Raw genomic sequence first — 20559 nt, forward strand, 5'->3', positions numbered from 1 at the left:
GCTCATACCCTGGGGCTCAGAGGGCCGGCTGGGCGGGCAGTGCGTGAGGCCCTCCGGTCGCGGTTTCGGCCGTCCCGTGGTTGACGAGGCGTCGCAGCGCGTTGGCCGGGAAGAGCGGTTTCCCGTCGTCGAGCATCCGGGTCTCCTCAGCTTCGACCGCGCAGTGGGTTCGCTGGGCCATTTCGCAGCCGGCGTCTGTCAGGCGCAGGACGGTCCGACGGCGGTCTGTAGCGTGTGGTACTCGCTGGATGAGGCCACGGTTGGACAGGTCGGCGACATGTCCAATAAGGGTTGTCTTCGGTACGCCCAGAATCTCCGCGGCGGCGCCGGTTTCTACGACGCGCCTGCGTCGTAGGAGTTGCAGGAGATCGAATCCGGTCCAGCGAAGGTCTTCGTGTCGCAGGACAGCCCCTTCGAAGTGTCGGCGGACGACGTTCGCTGTGCGGCAGAGTTGGCCCGCCGCGAAGCCCGGTCCCTCGATGAGGGGTTCCTGGTGCATGGCTTCTCCATAGGTGTTGTTCTTCGTCTCGCTATCCGAGGATCAGGGATTTCGTGTTCCGCTGGGCGGGACCGGCGGGTAGGGCGAGGCTTCCCGTCTGCGGCGGCGTTCCGGGCGGGCCGGTCGCGACGTCACGCTGGACCCAGGCGCAGCCCGCGTTCTCGCTGGGGCTGCCGGTTCTTCGACCGGTTGCGCGGGCGGTGTAGACGGCTGCTCGCGTCGAACTCGTTGATCGATCGCTCTGGTCGCAGGCTCTTCCCCGCTGCCTCGGCCGGCTGATACCTCGACTTCATTGGGCTCGACCTGCCGCCATCCGCCCAGGGCGTAGTTGAGCTGCACCCCCATACCTCGCACGACGTTATGCAGGTTGATCAAGTGCGCGGCCCGTGCCTGAGGGCCACGGCGGCTACGCCGAGCCTTGGCGAGACCGGTGAGCAGGATGAGGGCGGCAGTCTCGATCTGGTCGAGGGTGCCGAGGTAGGGGTCTGAGCGGCGACGCTCGGCGTCTGTTTCCCCGGTGGCGGTGGCTATGCGACTCATCGTTGCGACCTCGAGGGGGTCGCATGCAATGTCGCTACGCGCCGGTCCGGTGGCCCTGTCACAGGGACGGGCATCGGAATGCGGCTGATTCGGATTCTTTCCCGCTCGGTGAGTTGCTCAACCGGTTTCACGGGCCTCCTTCGAGGTCTGGGGCGCGGCTGCCACAACCGCGGTGGCGAGGTCTACGAACGCTCGACGGGTTGCCTTGGCCAGCTGTCGGACGTCGATGGGTTCTGCCCGCGTCAAGATCGGGTCGAAGGGCACGACAACGACGTGAGGTACCGCTCCCACCGCCTGGTATCGCGCAGCCCGCAGTTCCCGCAGGGCGCGCGGGCGGCTCACGACCATGACCAGGATGACCCGCTCGGCCATCCCATCGGCGAGCCCGCGGAGTTGGGTCAGTAACCGGAGGGTGTGCTGCACGCTTTCGGTGTCGGCCCGGGCGACAAGCAGCGGGATGCTCGCTCCCTGCAGCGGTGACCAGGTCCCCCGGAGCTCCACCACGGGTAGGTCCAGGATGGCGATGCGGTACAGGTGCCGTAGGTGCTGTACAAGGGTGTACGTCTCGTACAGCATCGGGGGGCGTCGGCCGTTGGTGGTTTCTGGTTCGCCTACCAAGGCATGCAATCCGGTCGGGCCGTACTGCACGAAACGGTCGACCGTCGCGCGGTCGGCGAAGTCGCAGGCGTGGTGTACGGCGTCCCAAACGCTGCTTGGATTCGCGCGGCCGATCCGGTGTCCCAGGCCGCCCCAGTTGCGCCCAGTGGCGTCGATCGCGATCACGGGATCGCGGGATGCCAACGCCAATACCCCGCCGAGGGCTACCGCGACGGTCGACCGGCCGACCCCGCCATCTGCCGAGCCGACCCCCACCACCGCCCCTGGGCGTAGCGATGCCGCCCGAATCCAGAGGGCGTCGACGACGGAACCGGATCCGAACTCGCGTGGTACGGGCCGTGGCGGGCGCCCGGGTGGATCGGAAATGGCGCTAAGAACTATTGGTTGCGGCGACCTGTCTGGGCGCGCCGCCGATTCGCTGGTGCCAGTTTCGTTGGGCGGATCGGCCACAGCCATCACCTCCGACGTCGTTTTGTTTCCAGTTCGTGTCATCCCTGGTTCTTCGAGTGCCCGTGTCGGCTGCCTGGGAGCGAACGCAGCCGACACGGGCGTGAGTACCGCCTTCACGGCACGCCCCCCAGATGGTCGTTATTGACCGCCCCGCGCCCGTGCTCGCGGCCCTCACCTCCGCAACAATGCCCGGCCCGTTGCGTCACGAAAAGCTGACACGACTTGACACCGGTTAACAGTGGATGCCAACGCTTGACGGCTGCCCACAGCCACTAGTGCGGTTGCGCTTGAACGTTGATCGCGCTGACTCTTCCGCGATCACACACGCAGGAGCAGCTCAAGGGCCGACCCCAACCTAGATGGACCCGGGAGCGCCTGGAACCCCCCGGCTGGCTATGCCCCGCAGGACACTTCGGACGCTAAGTGCCAGGAATCCGACGGGAGGAACCACTCATCAGGCTGGCGAGTAGTCCGATCGTCGCGCGTGACGGGGATGGCTTCCACTCGCAGGTAGCCGGCCCTCGCGCTGGCACCTAGCGACGTTGTTCTGCCGCTTTACGTCAGATTGCAGCGGGCCTCGCAGAGAGGCTGCGACTCAACCGCCACGGTACAACAAAGGCACGGGAGCAGAACAGGGCGATTTCGAGTGGAGTCATCCTCAGTCACCTAGTGCGGCGCCCTGCGCGCGAATAGTTTCTTAGTTGACAGTCCAAGCGCGACGGGGGGAGGGCGCGCGTCTGTAGCCCTTCCGCGAGGGCGGGGCCATCGCCTCACTCACACGACAGCGACAGGGGTGGGTATGCGGTTATCACCGTTCGAAGGGAAATATCTCGCTAATCCGACCGACGTCTGGCGTGATCTGCTGAACGGTTCCGACGGGGTGCATTACGCCGAAGACCTCGGGATGTGGCTGATCAGCCGACACGACGACGTTCGGCAGGCGTTCGGGGATTCGGACACTTTTGGCAACAGGCTGACGCTCGCCCCGGTCTACGAGATGTGTCCGCAGGCTCGCTCGACCTTGGCGCATCTGGACATGCCACCGACCACGGCTGCGGCGGATTCCCCAATCCACACCCGAACTCGACGGGCGTTGCGAGCGACCTTCGCCAGTACCTCCTCACGCGTCGGCGCCCAGTACGAGCCAATCGTGCGGCGCCGCGTGGACGATCTGGTGGCCGGGATTGCCGCCTGTCGACGCGGCGAGGTGGTCGATCTGGTCCCGGAATTCGCCTCGCTGCTGCCGCTCCTGGTACTGGCCGACATACTCGGCGTGCCTGAGCAGGACGTCCCTGCGATCAGGAGCTGGGCCGACGGGCAGATCGCGCTGAACTGGGGCCAACCCACGCCGACGGAGCAGGTGCGGCTCGCCCAGGGGCTGGTCAACTTCTGGCAGTACTGCCAGGTCCTCGTCGCGCAGCGGGTCGACGAAAACGCCACCGGCGACGACTTCGTCTCTCGGGCTCTGCGCTACCGCGATGGTCACGACGGAGTGCTGACCGAAGCGGAGGTGGCCAGCATGGCGTTCAACCTGCTCGTGGCGGGCCACGAGACAAGCGCCGCGCTGCTCGCGCACGCACTTGAGCGGGCACTCTCCACGCCAGCCAGGTGGCAGCACCTCGCCGCGAATCCCCAGGTCGTACCGACCTTCATGGAGGAGGTACTGCGCCTTCAGCCGGCCATCGACGGGTGGGTGCGCCTTGCGCGGCGACCGGCAGTGGTGGCCGGCACGACCATCCCGGCCGGCGCCCGGTGCCTGTTGCTGATCGGGGCGGCCAACCGGGATCCAGCAGCGTTTCGTGACCCTGACTGCTTCGTCCCGGGCCGAGCCAACGCGACGGCACACCTGTCCTTCGGGCATGGGCCGCATTTCTGTATCGGAGCCGCATTGGCCCGACTGCAGGCGCGGATCGCCCTGGGCCAGCTCGCGACGAGAGCCCCTGGCCTACGGCTCGCACCCGGACACGCGGCGGGGTTCACACCCAACCTCGCCTTCCGCGCCCACCGGACGCTCCTTGTTGTCACCCAGCCCCGCTCCAGCCACCGCTTCTGATCAACCCATCTGAGGCGGCCGAACGAGGCGAGGCGTTCGGCAGAGGCCGGCAGGCAGGGGTCGGCAGGCAGGGGTCGGCCCCCTGCTCGCTGCACCTGCACCTGCACCAAAGGTGCCTGAAGCGCATTGAGGCCCAACCGGTAAGTGCGGCTCTCTTGCCATGCCACTACCGGTGGGTCGTCGCCGCTGGCCGTTCGGTTGTAGGGCGCGGATGCGGGGCCCCAATTCGACGTCGGGAACCTCGCCTTGGGCTGCGGCTGCCTCGCCCCCGGCGTACGTGGCTCCCTCGATCCCGGGGGGCAGCCACGCCCCGTCTAGCCCACTTCCGCCTTCGCGCCAGTCCGAGTCTCGCCCCTCCTACCGGCACCGGTGCACGCTCTCTCGGCTGACAGTCATGCCAATGCCGCGCCGAGAACCGCGTTGTGGCCAGGTAGCAGACGCCGATCTCAGGCCGATGGTCACCACGACACCTCGAGCGCCACCCACTGGCTGTCGCGACCAGGGACAGGGCAGCACGTGGGGCAGCCGCCATGTGGTTTCGCACCCACCCGCTCGGCTCAAGGAGCAGCGCCGGCCCGCCGATCGACGCCGCCCGCCGAGTGCTGTCTAGAGAGGCCGTGTAAACCGGAGTCAACCAGTGTCAACTAGCGGCTCATCACAGACCTGGGCACTGTGGACGAATGAAATGCGGCTCACCCAACCGAAGTCCACTGCCCTCCGTCACAGAGCACGCCCACAGGCATGCGCGTCGGTGCCCTCGATGACTGCCGCCACCCTGGACGGCGCGCCTGCGATTAACGATCTCCGTCGCCACGGCGATAGAGATTGCAGCAGATTGTCGGGCGGGACGGACCAGCCGGGTGATGGTAACGGGTTCAACGTCCGCTGAACGTCCCGCAGCTCCTCAAATGGCGCCGGGCCGATCCACATCTTCGTGACACGAGGGCGGATATGTCGCGAAGCCAAGCTACGGATCGGGTTGCAGGCTTGCGGCCAGGTAGCGCGTCTGCGAGCGCGACGTTTTTGGGCCAATGTTAACGATTAACTCCGATGAGGAAAGAACTGTGGTCAAAAGGCGAGGAAACTTCGCGAACGTCTTCGGATACGCGTCTCTTGAGCCGGGGCATGCGAGGGGAGCGGTGGCCGGCGATCCCCTGCGTGGGCTTGGTCGAGCGGGGCAAAATGGCGCCTCCGCTCGGTGCCCGAGCCCGAGTTCGGCCCCCCTGCTGACATACCCCGGTCGGACTGCCATCACGTGGCCACCCGCGTCGAATCACGACCCCATGGGCTGGGCAGGGGCTGCTAGGACGGTTCGCACATGACTTCATTGCCGCTTGATGATGAACCGACGCCCGCGCAAAGAGCTGGGGAAGCTATTAGGCGTGCCCGAATGGGCCGCAGCTGGACCCACGAGAGGGCAATTCACGAGATGCGGCGGGCGGCGAAGGCCCATGGGATGGAACTTCCCAGTGATGTGTCGCTCAAGTCCATGTGGTCTAGGTGGGAAAACGGCCATCACACACCCGGAGAGACTAATCGGCGCCTGGTGTGTGAGGCACTGGGAATATCACTGCAGGACCTCGGCCTGCCCATTGAGGCACATTTCGTGTGGCCGGTTACCGACTCTCACGGGAGGTCGGCCTAACGCATGTTGCTGGCTGATGTGGAGTATCGGCTGACACTCCAACTGATTGCGCCTGCGTAAAGGGGGCGTTGCGAGCACCCGGACCGAGCTGTCAGGTGGCGCCCGTGCCCCCTACCGGTCGCCGTCGCTCCCCTGCGCACAGGCGACGCGGATTGCGGCCCGCCGAGCCGCCTTGCAGTCCGGTTCGCCTCGGGCACAACTCGGCGCCGGCAACAACGGCAGGTCTCCGTGATCAAGTCGTGGGTGGCGGTAGCACGGTGGCGTCGCTGGGGTCGGGAGGGACGCCGAGGGCACAGAGGATCGCGGCGACCGAGACGCGGTAGCGGGATCCGACCCGTAGGACTGGGACCGGCAGCTGATCGGTTCGCGCCAGTTGGTAGGCGCTGCTTCGCGACAGTCCGAAGATCTGGCCGGTGGTGACGACGTCGGTGACCGCGCCGAGAGTTCGGATTCGCTCGATAGTCCACGTCCGGGCGGGCGGCGTCGGTCGGTCATCGACCGGCGTGGTGTGGGCGCTGGCTGCGTTCTTCATCGCTTAGTGTCCATATCTCTTTATTGGCGTGGGGCCGCGCGCCCGTGGCCGGTGGAGGATGCTCGACATGACTTGGTAGCGGTTGGCGTGGTCGACGCCCGTCTCCGCCGTGCTAGCGGCGATCCAGGCGCGAGGGCGTACATCGGTCAGCGGCACTCTGATCACGCACTTGATCTATGTGCCGGCGTGGCGGTTCATGGTGTGGCACCAGCGGATCCGGTGCCGACGGCGTAGCCACTGCACCGTCGCCCTGCAAAGTGAAGGAGCATCCATGCAACCACCAGAGGCAACGTCAGCTCGGCCCGAGCGAAGCGATGAAGTGCTGGGAGCGAAATCGCGAACGGTCACTTCGCCTTTCGCAGCCGAAGATGTGGCCGCGCCGACCGCGATGACCGCGATGGTCGGGTCCGCGCGTCACGCCCTGCGGGCGGTGCAGTCCAGTGGGCTCTATCCGCCGGAGCTCGCCGTGGAGGCCGTGGAGGAGGCCACCGCGGTGCTACACCGGCTCAGTGCCCACGTCGAACCGTACGTGGGTGACTACTCACATACGGCTGCGAAGTCGCTGTTGCAGGCCCGAGAGTCGCTCAAGCAAGCCCGTGTGGCCCTCAGTGACGCACGGCATGCGCTGTCGCTGGACCTGGTGTTCGACGTTGAAACGACATCGGCCGCACCGGTGCCCATCCTCTAACGCATCACCGCCGGAGCAAGGCTCGCCAGCATCAAACGTGACTGGCGAGCTTTGCCTCGTCGTATTCCGCAAGTTCTGATATCCGTTGTTGCGGTTAGGGTCGGGCCGTCGTCGAGCATCCGCGCGAATGGTCGCCCGACGACGGCGACGCCGACCAGGACGTTGTCCTGGCCGGTTACACCGATCGCCCGGCGACCAGGTCTGCGGCGGCAGGGCCGAGTTTCCAGGGCAGTTGAGCCGCCGCCGAACAGAACGTCGAAGTCGTCTCGGGGGAGGCGTGGACGCTTCAGTCCGTCCTGGGCGACAAGCGCCGCCGGGTAGCCGGCGACACGGACGCGTGGTGGCGGGCCCTCCGGGATCGGCGGTGACTGCCGGCCACGCCCGCCGGGCTCAGTCGGATGGCTGCCAACGGTGTCGGGCGATTCGCCCGGTGCCGTAATCGGCGCGCGGCCGGCTGGGTCGTGACCAGCCGGGCTGTGGTGGCCGAGCGGCGACGACGCGCCAACCGGCGGCCCGCAGGCTAGCGCCGCTCTCACCAGCAACCGGGCTTGTCGTCAGTTCATGAGAGACCTCCTGTTCGTTCTTGACCTGCGGTGCAGGTAGGTCCCCGTGCCGAGCAGCTCGGTGCGGGGTTGACGTTTGGTCGAGAATCCCGAAGGATCTACCGAAATCATTGGAAGATCGCCCCTGGGATGAACGCGAGGTACGGCGTGGCGCTGGCAGTGGTGCGCTCCATCCGTTCACCGCGAGAGCTGGCGACCGCCCAAGAGGTAGAAGACTTCGAGCAGGAACTGCTCGATCAGTACGCGCTGGCAATGTCGGCCAGCGGTGTCGGTGATGAGCAGGTGGCGGGCCAGCGGGCCACACTGTTCGAGTTCATCCGGTTCCTGCAGCGACCGGTATGGACGGCGGAAGCGTCGGACGCCGACCGGTATCTGGCGTGGCTGCGTTCGTCGAAAGACCAGGCGACCAGCACCCGATACGCCAAATCGATCGCGCTGCGGCAGTTCTACGGCTTCCTGGTGATGCGGTACCAGGGCGACATCCACGCACTGACCGGGCATGTCGTCGACCAGCCGATCGACGAGTTCAACCGGCCGACGAAGCCATACCACGACGTGCCACGTGTGCCTCCATCACAGCCGGAGGTTGAAGAGCTGTTCGCCCGGTGGCGGGAGTCGCTGCCCCAGGCCCGCAAGTTCCTGCCCGCCGCTCGCGACTACCTGGCAGCGTCGCTGTGGCGCCGTGCCGGGCTACGCATCAGCGAGTCGGTCATGCTCGACATCAGGGACTGGCGGCCGGATCTCGGCGAGCTCGGCAAGCTGCACGTGCGCTACGGCAAGGGCAGCCGCGGCCGAGGGCCCAAGACGCGCCTGGTGCCCGGGATCAACGCGGTCGACGAGCTGCTGACCTGGTGGCTGCGCGATGTCCGGCACCAGTTCGGCGACGAGTGGGACGACCCGGACGCGCCGCTGCTGCCCAGCGAGCGCCGCGACCGGTTGACCGGCCGGTGCCTGCGAGCCGGAGCGAACGCGCTGCGGACCGGGCTGGCCGACGCGGTGCGGCGCTGGCTCCCGGCCTGGGACGGCCAGTTGACCCCGCATGGCCTGCGGCACTTCTGCGCGTCGTCGTTGTATGCCCGCGGCGTGGATCTCAAGGCGATCCAGGAACTTTTAGGACATTCGTGGTTGTCGACTACGACTCGGTATATCCACGTGCAGGAGTCACACATCGAAAGTGCTTGGGCGCAGGCGAACGAGCGGGTCGCCGCTCGGCTCGCCGGCGAGAGGAGGTGGGCGGATGCGGTGGAACCTGCGGCTGAAGGCCGCTGAACGTGGGATCTGGAAGTCCACGGAGATGCGCCGGTTGCTGGCCGAGCACGGGCTGGAGATCAGCGCGGGCAAGATGTCGGCGCTGTGGACTACCACGCCTACGTCGGTCCGCCTGGACGACCTCGACGTGTTCTGCGCCGTGCTGGACTGCACCCCGGCGGAGCTGCTGCTGCACGAGCCGCAGCAGGTGAAGACCCGCCGCGACGAGCTCAAACGGGCCGCCAACGCCGACATCGCGCCGACGGGCAGTCCGGTCGTACCGCGGCTGGGCCGTAACCGATCCCTGCCGCCGGCATGACGACAGCGCCGCCCAGCGTCCACGCGGCGCGTCTGACCCGTTGCACCGTCTGCCGGCAGCAGCCGGTGGCCATGCGCGGCGTGAAATTCTGCTTCACCTGCTGGCCCGGCGGGCCCGTGACACCGCCCCCGTGCGTGCGGTGCGGTGCCAAGACCGGCTACTTCACGTCTGGCCTGTGCCGGCGTTGCCATCGCTACGCGCCACCCGAGGTCGACGCCTGCCGGGATTGCTACGCGTGGGGCACCGTCCGCAACCAGAGCTGGCTTTGCTTCGGCTGTCAGCAGTGGCGCCGCGCCAGCGCGGGTATCGGTGCCTGCGTCTGCTGCGCACGCGTGGTGCACCTGGCGCCTACAGGGACCGGGGTATGCCGGCTCTGTTACCGGCAAGCGGTGCTGCACCGCAAGCCCAACGGCGACCTAGACTTCGCGGAGGCCAACCGGTACGGACAGCAGTTGTTCCTGGCCAACATGTTCCACCGCAACACGACCGGCACCCCGAGCGACGCGCCACAGCATCGGGCCGGGCTGCCCGACGACGCCCTCGTCTGGCCCGCCTGGCAACAGCTCGCCCTGTTGCCGGCCATGCCGAGAATCCTGACCGGCCGCGACCTGCAACACCGCGCCGACCCGCAGCAGGCTGCTGAACTCGACGAACATGCCGCGGTGATCGCGGCGCGACTCGGCTGGGCCGACCGGCTGCGGCGAGAGGTATGCATCGGCCTGCGCATCGTGATCGGGCTTAGGGACCACCGCGACGATCCGGTCCGGGCCAGCGACGTGACACTGCTCAGCACGATCAGACTGCCCGTCGACGCGGTGACCAGAGTCCTCGCCGACGCCGGCATGCTGGCCGATGACCGCGTGCGCGCCCTCGACGCATGGGCGGCAGCTCAGATCAGCCGTTTCCCGGACACGATGGCCGCAGAGCTGACCCTGTGGTTCGAGGTCATGAAGCACGGGAGCCTCACCCCGCCGCGGCGACGGCCACGCAGCGAGACCACCATCCAGCTGCACCTGCGCTGGGCACTGCCCACGCTGCTGCGGTGGGCGGCGGCGGGGCACTACAGCCTGCGCGAGATCACCCGCGACGACGTGGTCCGTGCGCTGCCGCCATCGGGCAACCCGCGGGCGCAGGTCGGGCAGGGGCTCAAGTCGATCTTTCGGCTGCTCAAGGCCCGGAAGATGGTCTTCACCGACCCGACCATCCGGATCGCCACCGGCCGACACGAGACTCGGCAGCCGCTCCCGGTCGACCTCCCCGCGCTCCGGCAGGCCCTGACCTCGAACAACCCCGCGCACGCCGCGGTCGCCGCGCTCATCGCTTTCCACGGCCTGCGCACCAGCCAGGTGCAGCTACTGCGGCTCACCGACGTCCGCGACCGAGTGCTGCACGTCGACGACCGGGCGATACCCCTGGCCGAGCCCGTCCAGCAGGCGCTGGCCGCCTGGCTCGACTACCGCCGAAGCCGGTGGCCACGCACCAACAACGCCTACCTGTTCGTGACCACCCGGACCGCCAACACCGACGCTCCCGTCAGCCGCACCTGGGTCTGGCAGGCCACCGGACCCCGGTTGTCCGCCACCGACATCCGACAAGACCGCATCCTCGACGAAGCCCAGGCCACCAACGGAGACGTCCGCCGACTGGCCGACCTGTTCGGCCTCAGCATCGCCGCTGGCAACCGCTACGCCGCCACCGTCGAACACCCCGACCTCACCGCACTTACCTAGCCGTGCAGAAGATCTAGGACCGCCAGACGCAGCGGTCCTTCCCATTCGGTGAATGGGTTGTCCACGACGATGTCCGGCGAGACGGACGTCAGAGTTTGCACCACGGCAGCGGCTTCGTGGTGCGGCAGCGCTCCTGCTTGCCGTAGGGCCAGGGCGAAGAGATAGGCCCGTTGCGCCGGCACCATATCTGGCCATTGCTGGGCGATGGGATCCGCCTCGATCTTGAACAGAGGAGTTTGCTGCGCGATACCCATCGGTTCGCGGACGGCGTTCTTGAAGGCGTCGACCGCGATTGCGTCCCGGCGTAGGCGCCGCATCAGGGGGTTGAGCAGGGTGGGGAGGAGATGCGTCAGCCTGGAGTGGCGGAAGCGTTCATGAACACGGAGGAAGATCACAGGAAGGTCCTGCGAGGGAGCGAGCGCGAGCGCCAACGCCAACGTATCGTCCCATTCTCGAGGCGCGCGGCGGGCCTCGTCGTCACGGAACCAGGCTTCCAGGTTTCGGAATGCGGTGACGGATACGGCGTCGTCGGGGAAGAGTTCCACGTAGGCGGCGAGCTTGGCCCCGTTGTACCACCGATGGCCGGATGGGCTGGTGTGCGCGTCGTCGGTGAGCACCGCTTTGAAGGTGTCGTCGGGCACGGCCCAGCTTTCTCTGTCGAGCACCGCTTCAAGCACCTGGCTCGCCCAGCTCTGCCTGGTGGCACCGAGCTTGCCGGCCAGGGCGCGCAGAACGGTTTCGTCGCCGCGATTCTCCTGCTTGGCCCAGAGCAGGAAGTTCGGGTCTTCACGAAGTTTCGGATCGGTGTCGGCTTCGTGGCGCAGCATCTCGGCGATGGCCGGGAACCGGGCAGCCGTCGTCGCCAAGGCCGCCATGACGTCGTGCCTGTGGTCGTCGACGCTTTTGGCCCGGTCGCTGGCGGTTCGGTCAAGGCGCTGGTACAGGTCATCGCCGAAGTGTTCGCGTAGACGGTCCCAATGCTCGGCGATGAGGTCGATCAGGATTTGGTCGACGGCGCCTTCGGGTAGTTTGGTGAGCTTGACGGCGACAGGGCGGGATTTGCCGATCCACTCGGTGATGCCGTCGATGACTGTGATGTCGCCGAGCATCAGCATGCCGATCCATGCCAGCTGCCGCAGGTCTTCGAGGTCGGGGCCGTAGGCGCAGAGGTTGGCTTTCATCTTCTCTACCAGCCACTGCATGTGGCCGGTGATCACTTCGGAGCCGGCCGTCTGGTTGTGGGCCTTTTGGTGGCGCTTTATCGCTTGCACCAGCCCGATGAAGGCGATGCGGCGGACTTCGGAGTCGGGCTCCTTCTCCCACTCGGATAGCACCTCGACCAGCTGGTCAAGGGTGAGCGCGCTGCGGTTCAGCTCGAACGTCAGCACTTCGCGCAGTTCCGGTTCCAGGTTTCCGAGCTGGGCCCACACTTTGGCGCAGAGTTCTCGTGAACGTGCGTCGTCTCGGGTGCAGTAGCTGCGGAGGATGGCGACCGGGATGGTGTCCGGGAGGCCGGAGGTGAGCGTTCGGACGTCGTCGATGAGCTGTTCGGCAAAGTCCTGTACGGCGGGCTGGGACGGCCACGCGTTGATGACAGCGTCAACATGCCAGGTCAGCGAGTGGGCTTCGCCAGCTGTGCACAAGGCGGCCAGTTCGGCCGGGTCGTATTCGGCGAGAACAGACGGTGCTGCGCCGGCGCCCGGCTCGTCCGCGGCCGCCGTCAGACGGATCCATGCCTCGGCGACCGCTTCGGCGACCACGACGCGTTCCTCGCTGGGTCCCTCCTCGGCCGACTGGCGCAGCAGCGAGACGAGGACAGCGAATCCTTCTTCGGGGCCGAGCACATCAAGGGCTACGCCGGCCAGGGGCGCCGCCTGCTGGTAGGGGCCGCGCAGCCGACCGGTCAGCGCCTCGCGGACGGTCTCGTCGTCGCCGTACTTGTCGGCCAGGACACGGGCCGCCCCGTACGGGCGCCAGGCGTCCAGGCCGCGCAGCAGCACCGTTATGGCCTGGTCGGGCGGAAGCGTGGTGGCCAGGCCAGCGCTGCCGGAGGAGGCAAGTTTCGCCAGGTCGTCTTGGATGCGCGGACGAAGGGCTTGGGCGAAAACCGGGTCGTCACGCCACTGCTGGGGAATCGCGCCGAGGTTGTAGAGGATGAGGCTGTGCTCGTCCTTGCTGGCCAGTTGCTCGGCGACCCAGTCTTTGAAACGGGCATCATCAGCGAAGGCTGTGCAGGCCAGATGCCACGCCAGGCCACGATCACCCCCGGTCGTCTGCCCATTAAACTTGAGGGTTTCTAGCGCGAAGTCGGCGGCCTCGGTGTTCGCAGCGGCGCAGGCGGCGACCAGATCCGCGGCTGGCCAAGGCCCTGAACGGTAGTCCTCGTGGTACAGCATAGAGAGCAGCCAGGCACGCTCCTCCGTCCGGAACGCGGAGCTGTCACGTGGTTCAGCGGCCTTGAATACCGAGTTCAGCGCCACCAGCCGCAGCGCAGTGGACGGTTGGTGGCGGCCCCACTCGATCAGGCGCTTGGTGTCCGGCGCATCCGGCCATCCCTCACCCAGCGCGAATATCGCGGCGGCCTGGGTGGCCGAGCTGGGCCCGGTCTCAGTAAGTGCTACCAGAGGCGCGACAAGGTGCGGCTGTCCGCCAAGTCGCCGGGCGAGGGCACCGGCCGCGTTGGCCTTCACCTCGTCGCGGGGATGCCTTAAGCCCCAGAGGAGATGCTTGGCGGCTTCTTCGTCGGCGATGGGCAGTTCGCGTAGCGCCCACATGGTCGCGGATGGCTCGGGACGCGGCGCGGTGAGCCACCGCTTCATGATGGGCAACAGCTGGTTGCTGGCGGCGGGGCTCGCGAGTGTTGCGACCAGCGCGGTAATCAGGTTGGCTCGGTGCCGGGCGTACGGGTGATTCTCCACCCGATCCACCAGGTCCATGGTGTGGAGGACTTGAACGCGGGGGGTGAGTCGGACGCCGGCGGCCAGCGCGTCGGCCAGCAGCTCGTACCCATCGAGGTCTGCCCAGACGTAATCGCCCGCGTTCAGGGCCGCCGCGAGCAGGAGTTCGGTGGTGTGCGGGCTGACCTGGGCGCTGAGCAGGGCGAGTAACACGTCGCGCCAGGCAGGATCGTGAACGAACCGCCGGACGGCGCCGAGCTGTTCGTCGGGCGCCAGCATCGCCAGGTGCTGGCCGGCCAGGTGGTCGAGCACGACGCGATGCAGGAATCCGTAGGAGCCGGCGCCGTGCGAGACGATCAGACCGAACTCGTCTTCGGCCATCGCAAGGACCGCGTCGGCCAGGCGCCGGGCTTCGGGCTGCTGGTATCCGAGGACTTCGTCGTCGGTCATCGACTCGACGATGATCTTCCGCATGTCTTGCTTGGTGGCGACGCCGGCTGCGTCCTTGAGGCGCAGCCGATAGGCGACCGCAGCGAACAGCGTGCTGGCGTCAGCGGCGGGGAGCGGGCCGCCGCGAGCGTGCGAGGCCCGCTGCCGCATCTGTGGATGCTTTTCGATTAGCAGCTCGACGAGGCGGGTGTAGATCTTGAATCGTTGGCGGGGTAACGGCTCGCCCTGCCAGGTCGTCGCGAGGAGCGTGAGGAACAGCGGCGACCGTGACAGCTGAGCGAGGTCGGCGGAAATCTCGAGCTGGGCTAGAAAGGCGTCCACGCCGGCGCCCCAGTGCAGCCGTGGTCCAGGGTCAACCCCCGCAGCCGTGCCTGGCTGCAGGATCCCCGCAGCGATGCTGCGGCGTTGCCCGTCGGTGAGCGGCGTGATCTGGGCGTGTGCCCACGGGCGCTGCCAGTTGAGCCGGTCGACGGCGTAAGGGCGGGTGGAGAGGACCGCGGCGGCGTTCGAGCGGCCTAGGAACGCCTCGAGGACGCCAAGGGCGCGTTCGGCTGAGCTGATGTCGCTCCACTCGTCGATGCCGTCGACGAACAGCATCAGCCGGTCGTCGCGCAGCGCCCGCTGGGCCAGCGGCCAGAGATCGGCGGCGCTTTGCGACAACAGCCAGGCTTCGACGGCGGAAACCAGCGAATTCTCCGTCGAGGCGTCGAGGTGCCGGCACAGGAACCCGAAGGGAAGCCAAACGGGAAGGTCACCGCCGTACTCGCGCTGCAGTGCGATCGACTGCGGCCGTTCGGCGAGTAGGTCGGCCGCCGCGAACCGCAGCAGGCTCGATTTGCCCACGCCGGGGCCGCCGATGACGAGCCGGTACTTGCCTGCGGCCAGCCATTCGTCGGCCGGCACGGCACCTTGGGCACTCGGCCCGTCCGCCGTGGCGGCGGCGATGAGCTGCTGGGCGGATCTAAACGACTGGCGGCGAGCGCCCAGCCGCGAGGCGACGTAAGTGAAACCGTCCTCCGGATGCTCCGATCTGATCGAGCTTTCGGTGCTCGGCTGCTCAACGTCCACGACGCCTTGCTGTTGGGGCCGAGGGTCAACATTCACAATTACGAACTGCTGCTCGAAGGCAGGCTCCTCCGTCTGCTGTACGCCGCCTTGGGCGGAGAACACCGCCTGATAGAGCTGCCGCAACCGCATGCGCAGCTCCCTGCTCTCCAGGGCGGGCAGGTTATTCGCCAACGTCTGGGCTGCTTCAGGGCCGCAGAAGGCCTCGACCCAGCTCCGGCCGAAGAAGTCGTCAACGATCCGCGGATGGTCCTTCAGCAACGTGGATACCTCTTGTACGCCCCAAGGGATAAAAGTCATCCCGAGCGCGGCCAGACGATCGCCTTGCGTCCGGAGCTCCTCGTCGAGCTTGGTGTCTTGCAAGTCGTAGGACGTCGCGTAGTAAAAGGTGCGGGTCTTGTCCGACCAGTCGCCCTTCAGGAAGTCGTCCACCGCCTTCTTGATCTTGGCAGCGGTCAACGCCTGCACCCGACGCGACTGAAGCGTGATGTAGTCCCGGCCGGCGGCGTCGGCAGCTGTCAGATCCAGGGGCAGACGGGCGTACGCGTCGATGCCCTCCTGCCCCTGGCCGGGCGTGCCGAACAACTTCGCGTAAGTGACCGGCCGAACAGTCTGCAGAAGACGCAGGAAGAGCTTCTCGGCGTCAGGCCAGCTCAACTGGCTGAGAGGCAGCACCTGGAGGTTGGTCCCGACCGGCGGCTTGGGCAGCGGTCCGGCTGGCGAAGCCCAGAGGACCGCTTCGGTCTGATCATGAACCTCGGACCCGCTTGTGATCCCCACCGTCGTACCTCCCCGACCGCCCGAAACACTCACTTTATGCACCCCAGCGACGCTGGGTAGGGCACGACACCACTGGGGTGGTGGCGACAGCCAAGCTCGGTGGGGCGATACTGCCTCCTCATGGCGGACCAAGGGGCTGGTGCGTCGGGTGGCCCTCGTGATCGATTACCTGGTGCCGGCGATCTGCTCGGCTGGTGGTGCCTGCTGGACCAAGGGTGTGCCGAAGTCGGAGTAGGTCAGGTCCAGCGGATAGGTGCCGCCCTGCGCGGCCAGCGGACGAAGATCGACTCGACCTTATGGCGGCCAAGCCGCCAGCCAGCGCCCCGAACGCGAGGATCCACGCACCTTCAGGGAAACACGAAGCTCAGCCACCGGCCACGGCGGCGACCGCCTTCAGCACCGGCACGCTGGGGCATGTCACGAGTTCGCAAACTGGAGGCCCGATGTAGGCTCGGCGACTGCCGACACCGCTCCAGTTCACGGCTCTAGGCACTTCGGAAATCGCGAACCCGAGAACTTTCTGGGTGTAGGTAACCATGCGCCGGTAGCCCAGCGCCTTGGCTGCCTGCCACGCCGCCGCGTACAGCAGGGAGCAGGCGTTGCGGGTGCCGTCGGTGGCGACTCTGGTCACTTCCAGGGTCAGGCCGTCGTCGAGCATCCGCGCGACTGGGCGCCCGACGACGGCGACGCCGACCAGGACGTTGTCCTGGCCGGCTACACCGATGCTGTACTTGTGACCTTGCGGCGGCCGGTGATGGCGATGCCAGGCCTCGACGAATTCGCACGCCTGGGCGAAGGTGACCGGCACGGTCCGCAGGCTCACCCCTCCCCCTCGTCATCCAACCTGTCGGGCAGGTGCGGGGTGAGCCGAGCAAGCGCCTCGTCATGGAATGCGGCTTTGATATCGACGCCCAGGTAAGCGCGTCCGAGTTGAAGCGCGGCGAGCCCGGTCGTCCCAGCGCCGGAGAAAGGGTCAAGGACTCGGCCGCCGGGCGGGCAGCCGGCGGCGATCGCCCGCAGGGGCAGATCGATCGGGAATGGAGCGACGTGCGAGCCCCGGTACGGGCGGGTGGCGATGCGCCACACGTCGCCTGGGTTGCGCCCCTTCGGGTGCGCGCCGGTGTGGGCGTGCCCGAGCGGGACGAGGTTGCCCCGCCCCGCTCGCGACTCGACGGCGGCGTCATCGGCGCTGTACTTGCCGTAGGCGGTCGCGCCGCGGCGGCGTGCGGTCGCGCCGATCCCGCCGGTGGATCCTTTGCGCGCCCCGCCGATGATCCGGGTGCCGTCGGCGGCCTCCGGCCGCAGCAGCGGGATCCGGATCGGGTCGAGGTTGAAGTAGTAAGACTGGGACTTGGTGAGCAGGAACAGCAGTTCGTAGCTGGTGGAGAGTCGGTCGCGGACGGACTCCGGCATGGGGTTCGTCTTCGACCAGACGATGGCGTTGCGCAGCCACCACCCGCGCGACTGGAGTGTGAGGGCAACGCGCCAGGGCACTCCGACCAGGTTCTTTGGGGGAAGCATGTCCTGGACGCGGGGGCGAGCCGGGCGCAGGCCGCCGGGTTGCGGCCGGCCGCTCTTGGGCGCGCCGCCCGAAGCGGTGCTGTAGCAGTCACCGAGGTTGAGCCAGCACGTTCCCGTCGGTGCCAGGATCCGCATCGCCTGGTCGAAGACTGCGGTTAGGTGGTCAAGGTAGTCGTCCAGGGTCGCTTCTAAGCCGTACTGAGGGTCGAGCCATCGCGCCCGGCAGGCGGTGCACACGGCTCCGTCGGTGCGGCGGGGGTCGTGGAGGAGGTGCGGGCAGGCTGGGTCACCGCCGTGCCACGCACCGGTGCGGTAGTCGCGCAGTCCCCAGAACGGCGGGCTGGTGACGATGCAGTCGACGCTGGCGTCGGGCATCTCGGCGAGCACCTCGCGGGCGTCGCCGAGGTACAGCTGGACCGGGCCGATCTGCCGGTAACGGTAGGGGTCTAAGGTGGGGCTGGTCATCGGCTCACCGCCCACCGGTATGGGCACAGCAGCAGCCGCAGCGCCGCGGCCGCCTGCTGGGGGACGACGCCGTTGCCGAGCACCTTCAGCGCGAGGGTGCGCGGCAGGTCGAGCTCCGGGTCGGTGACCCAGTGCGGGTCCAGGCCCATGAGCCACTCGACGAACGGTGGGGCAAGCACCGGTCTGCCGTGGCGGCCGATTTGGGTCGGCTCCGGTGCGGGTCGCCCGAGCAGGGTTTCCCAGCGCGCGACCGCGGCGGCGTAGCCGCCCCATCGGGCCTCGTCCGGCGGCACCGCATGTGGTAGTTCGGCGATGGTCGAGCGTAGGTCGGCTCCGCCGGTGCCGTGTCTGCCTGGGCCGCGCCCGTCCGATCCGGTCGGGGTTGGCAGGCTCCGCACCGGGAACCGGACCGCCGCGGAGGGCAGGGTCAGGTCCCCGTGGGAGCCGCGCTGCCCGGGGCAGCCTTTGAACCCGTCGGTGGCTCGTGGTGTGGGCAGCAACCGGGCGGCGTCAGTGTGGGTGCGCCCGGCGTGCCCCGTCTGTCCGGACCGGCCGGCGGTGGCGTTCGCGGAGGATCTGCTGTCGGCTGCTGTGGGTGTCGGCAGCAGTGACTGCGGCCTGTCGGGTTTCCCGTTGGGACTGGGCAGGTAGCAGCCCTGAACGGCTGTCTCGGGGGTGGGACGCCAGGTGTCGCGTTTGTTGCCGCTCAGGTAGCCGGTGCCACCGCCGGCGGTGGGTGTGGGCAGCAGATGCTCACGCACCAGTTGCGGTAGTGATGGTCGGCGGGCGGCGCCGGCCGACGTCGATCGGTTGGAGCCGGCGCTGGCGGCGGTGGGGGTCGGCAGCAGCGCGTGCCGGCTGCCGGCCGGCTCGATCAGATCGGGGAGTCCGTACTGGTGGCCGGGTCCTTTGCCGTCACGGGCGCAGGGGGTCGGCAGGGTCCGCATCCGCGTGGTGGCGTGCGGGGGTGGCCAGCAGGAACAGCCGGTCACGGCGGTGTGCGGCCCCGATGTCGGATGCGCGTATGCACGTCCAGCTCGTGTCGTACCCGAGCGCGGCCAGGTCGGCTTGGACGACGTCGAGTCCCCGGCGCAGGAGCGCGGCGACGTTTTCCACGAACAGGATCGGCGGTCGAAGGTGGCGAACAGCCTCGGCGACGTTTCGCCAGAGGCTGGAGTGTTCGCCGGTGATGCCGACGCGTTTGCCGGCGTTGGAGATGTCCTGACAGGGGAATCCGGCGGTGAGGATGTCGACGGGCGCGACCTGTGTCCAGTCGACGGTGCGGAGGTCGCCGAGGTTGGCGACGCCGGGCCAGCGGTGGGCCAGGACGAGGCAGGCGTGGCGGTCGGTTTCGGCGTACCAGGCGAGCTGGCCGCCGAGCACCATTTCGACGGCCAGGTCGAGCCCGCCGTAGCCGGTGCACAGGGATCCGATGCGTGGGGCGGCAGGGTGGTCAATGCTCACGCCACCTCCCCACGTCCGGTTCCGGCGTCGGTTGGTGCCGACGGGTCGTGCGGGCAGGTCCACGGCCCGCAACCAGGGGTACCTGCTGGCTGGATGGGTGGACGGAGCACCGCCTCGTCCAGCGGCACCCGTTGGCGGTGCAGGAAGAACTGACCGCGCAGCGGGTGCCCGTCGGCGTTGGCCCGCGCGGAGCCGTGGCGGATCGCGCGGTCGAAGGCGACCGCCTGCGCCCACTCCGCCGGGCTGTTGGCCTTGAGGTGCGCCCAGAAGCCGTCGTCGTGGAATGGGCAGCCCACGCACGCCGACTTCGGTGTGCCGGCCAGGCCGTGTGCGTCGAGGAAGGCGACGCAGTCCTCGCGCCGCCAACGCAGGTCCAGCAGCGGGAAGATGTTGCGCATGTAGCCGACGTCGGCGTCGCGCGCCCGTCCCACCTCGTCCAGGCTGATCCCGATCGCCATATCCGCTCGGATCCCGGCGGGCACGCGGTTGGGGTGCGGATAGCCGAGACGCCGGCGAACCTCGGCCTTGATGGGTTTGATCTTGTATTCGGAGGTGCTTATCTGCACCTTGGTCGGGGCGGAAGCGAGGGTGCTTCGCTGGTCTGATTTGTGTGGTTTGGTGTGAGTTTTACTTGCGTTCAAGAGTGAACTCCCGTTGAAGATGGAGGCGCCGCGCACCTGGTCAAGTGCGCGGCGCTGGAGGGCCGAGATTTGTGGCTGTGGTTGCTCCGGAATGAAGAGCGGCGGTGCCCGGGTGGGCACCGCCGCTGTGTGGTGGGGCTGGCTGTTAGAGGCCGAAGGTGCCGCCCTCGATGAGGATGAGCAGGCCGATCCCGACCAGGACGACGGGGAGCAGGATGTGCCCCAACGGCTGAGTGCTTTCGCGATCAGGGGGCGGGTGGCGAAGACGCGGCCGGCCGCGATCCAGACGGCGAGGAGGATGAGGAAGACGATGACGTGGCTGCTCATGCCGTCGATGCCTGCGGCGGCGAAGAGCGGTCAAGTCTGGTCGTTGCCAGGGTCAGGACCAGAC

The 20559-nt window shown here is 67.9% G+C and carries 13 protein-coding genes; 5 read left to right on the top strand and 8 right to left on the bottom strand.

Annotated features, from left to right (window positions below; genetic code table 11):
* Positions 1 to 16: 16 nt before the first annotated feature.
* Together ACQEUR_RS19535 and ACQEUR_RS19540 are read right to left on the bottom strand one after the other, a co-directional pair.
* Entirely contained in the window at positions 17 to 499 is a 483-nt protein-coding gene (locus ACQEUR_RS19535; RefSeq protein ID WP_433033074.1) for a MarR family winged helix-turn-helix transcriptional regulator, read from the bottom strand.
* A gap of 657 nt (positions 500 to 1156) precedes the next feature.
* Positions 1157 to 1822 carry a MinD/ParA family ATP-binding protein gene (locus ACQEUR_RS19540; protein WP_433033077.1) on the bottom strand — a complete coding sequence of 222 codons (666 nt, stop codon included), beginning with the start codon at positions 1820 to 1822 and terminating at the stop codon, positions 1157 to 1159.
* 1084 nt (positions 1823 to 2906) lie between these two features.
* Here ACQEUR_RS19540 and ACQEUR_RS19545 point away from each other — a divergent pair.
* The 5 genes from ACQEUR_RS19545 (at position 2907) to ACQEUR_RS19565 (ending at position 10885) form a co-directional block, all read left to right on the top strand.
* Positions 2907 to 4160: a cytochrome P450 gene (locus ACQEUR_RS19545; protein WP_433033080.1), complete on the top strand. Its 1254-nt coding sequence runs from the start codon at positions 2907 to 2909 to the stop codon at positions 4158 to 4160.
* 2448 nt (positions 4161 to 6608) lie between these two features.
* Positions 6609 to 7025, top strand: coding sequence for a hypothetical protein (locus tag ACQEUR_RS19550; protein WP_433033083.1), 417 nt, complete (start codon positions 6609 to 6611; stop codon positions 7023 to 7025).
* Positions 7026 to 7735: 710 nt separating this feature from the next.
* Positions 7736 to 8857: a tyrosine-type recombinase/integrase gene (locus ACQEUR_RS19555; RefSeq protein ID WP_433033086.1), complete on the top strand. Its 1122-nt coding sequence runs from the start codon at positions 7736 to 7738 to the stop codon at positions 8855 to 8857.
* Complete coding sequence (locus tag ACQEUR_RS19560) at positions 8826 to 9155, top strand: helix-turn-helix domain-containing protein (protein WP_433033089.1); 330 nt, start codon at positions 8826 to 8828, stop codon at positions 9153 to 9155. The genes ACQEUR_RS19555 and ACQEUR_RS19560 overlap by 32 nt, the downstream gene beginning before the upstream one ends.
* Positions 9156 to 9544: 389 nt before the next feature.
* Entirely contained in the window at positions 9545 to 10885 is a 1341-nt protein-coding gene (locus ACQEUR_RS19565; protein ID WP_433033092.1) for a hypothetical protein, read from the top strand.
* On the opposite strand, the gene ACQEUR_RS19570 is transcribed toward ACQEUR_RS19565, so the two are convergent.
* The 6 genes from ACQEUR_RS19570 to ACQEUR_RS19595 form a co-directional block, all read right to left on the bottom strand.
* Positions 10882 to 16077, bottom strand: coding sequence for an NACHT domain-containing protein (locus tag ACQEUR_RS19570; RefSeq protein WP_433033095.1), 5196 nt, complete (start codon positions 16075 to 16077; stop codon positions 10882 to 10884). The two genes, ACQEUR_RS19565 and ACQEUR_RS19570, sit on opposite strands and share 4 nt — an antisense overlap.
* 364 nt (positions 16078 to 16441) lie before the next feature.
* Entirely contained in the window at positions 16442 to 16900 is a 459-nt protein-coding gene (locus tag ACQEUR_RS19575) for an XF1762 family protein (protein ID WP_433033098.1), read from the bottom strand.
* Positions 16897 to 18063 (bottom strand): DNA-methyltransferase, encoded by a 1167-nt coding sequence (locus ACQEUR_RS19580; RefSeq protein WP_433033101.1) that lies wholly within the window; start codon positions 18061 to 18063, stop codon positions 16897 to 16899. The genes ACQEUR_RS19575 and ACQEUR_RS19580 overlap by 4 nt, the downstream gene beginning before the upstream one ends.
* Positions 18060 to 19010 (bottom strand): hypothetical protein, encoded by a 951-nt coding sequence (locus ACQEUR_RS19585; RefSeq protein WP_433033104.1) that lies wholly within the window; start codon positions 19008 to 19010, stop codon positions 18060 to 18062. Before ACQEUR_RS19585 ends, ACQEUR_RS19580 begins: the two co-directional genes overlap by 4 nt.
* Positions 18979 to 19527, bottom strand: a complete 549-nt coding sequence (locus tag ACQEUR_RS19590; RefSeq protein WP_433033107.1) for a DNA cytosine methyltransferase — start codon at positions 19525 to 19527, stop codon at positions 18979 to 18981. The genes ACQEUR_RS19585 and ACQEUR_RS19590 overlap by 32 nt, the downstream gene beginning before the upstream one ends.
* Positions 19524 to 19985 (bottom strand): hypothetical protein, encoded by a 462-nt coding sequence (locus ACQEUR_RS19595; RefSeq protein ID WP_433033110.1) that lies wholly within the window; start codon positions 19983 to 19985, stop codon positions 19524 to 19526. The genes ACQEUR_RS19590 and ACQEUR_RS19595 overlap by 4 nt, the downstream gene beginning before the upstream one ends.
* Between the last annotated feature and the right edge of the window lie 574 nt (positions 19986 to 20559).

Origin of the sequence: Plantactinospora sp. CA-290183 (genome assembly GCF_050936375.1) — a bacterium.
Lineage (GTDB): Bacteria > Actinomycetota > Actinomycetes > Mycobacteriales > Micromonosporaceae > Plantactinospora.

Excerpts from the sequence above, each read along its gene's own strand:
- ACQEUR_RS19560 (WP_433033089.1), top strand. The coding sequence starts at position 8,826 with ATGCGGTGGAACCTGCGGCTGAAGGCCGCTGAACGTGGGATCTGGAAG.
- ACQEUR_RS19545 (WP_433033080.1), top strand. The coding sequence starts at position 2,907 with ATGCGGTTATCACCGTTCGAAGGGAAATATCTCGCTAATCCGACCGAC.
- ACQEUR_RS19585 (WP_433033104.1), bottom strand. The coding sequence starts at position 19,010 with ATGCGGACCCTGCCGACCCCCTGCGCCCGTGACGGCAAAGGACCCGGC.
- ACQEUR_RS19580 (WP_433033101.1), bottom strand. The coding sequence starts at position 18,063 with ATGACCAGCCCCACCTTAGACCCCTACCGTTACCGGCAGATCGGCCCG.
- ACQEUR_RS19550 (WP_433033083.1), top strand. The coding sequence starts at position 6,609 with ATGCAACCACCAGAGGCAACGTCAGCTCGGCCCGAGCGAAGCGATGAA.
- ACQEUR_RS19535 (WP_433033074.1), bottom strand. The coding sequence starts at position 499 with ATGCACCAGGAACCCCTCATCGAGGGACCGGGCTTCGCGGCGGGCCAA.
- ACQEUR_RS19595 (WP_433033110.1), bottom strand. The coding sequence starts at position 19,985 with ATGGCGATCGGGATCAGCCTGGACGAGGTGGGACGGGCGCGCGACGCC.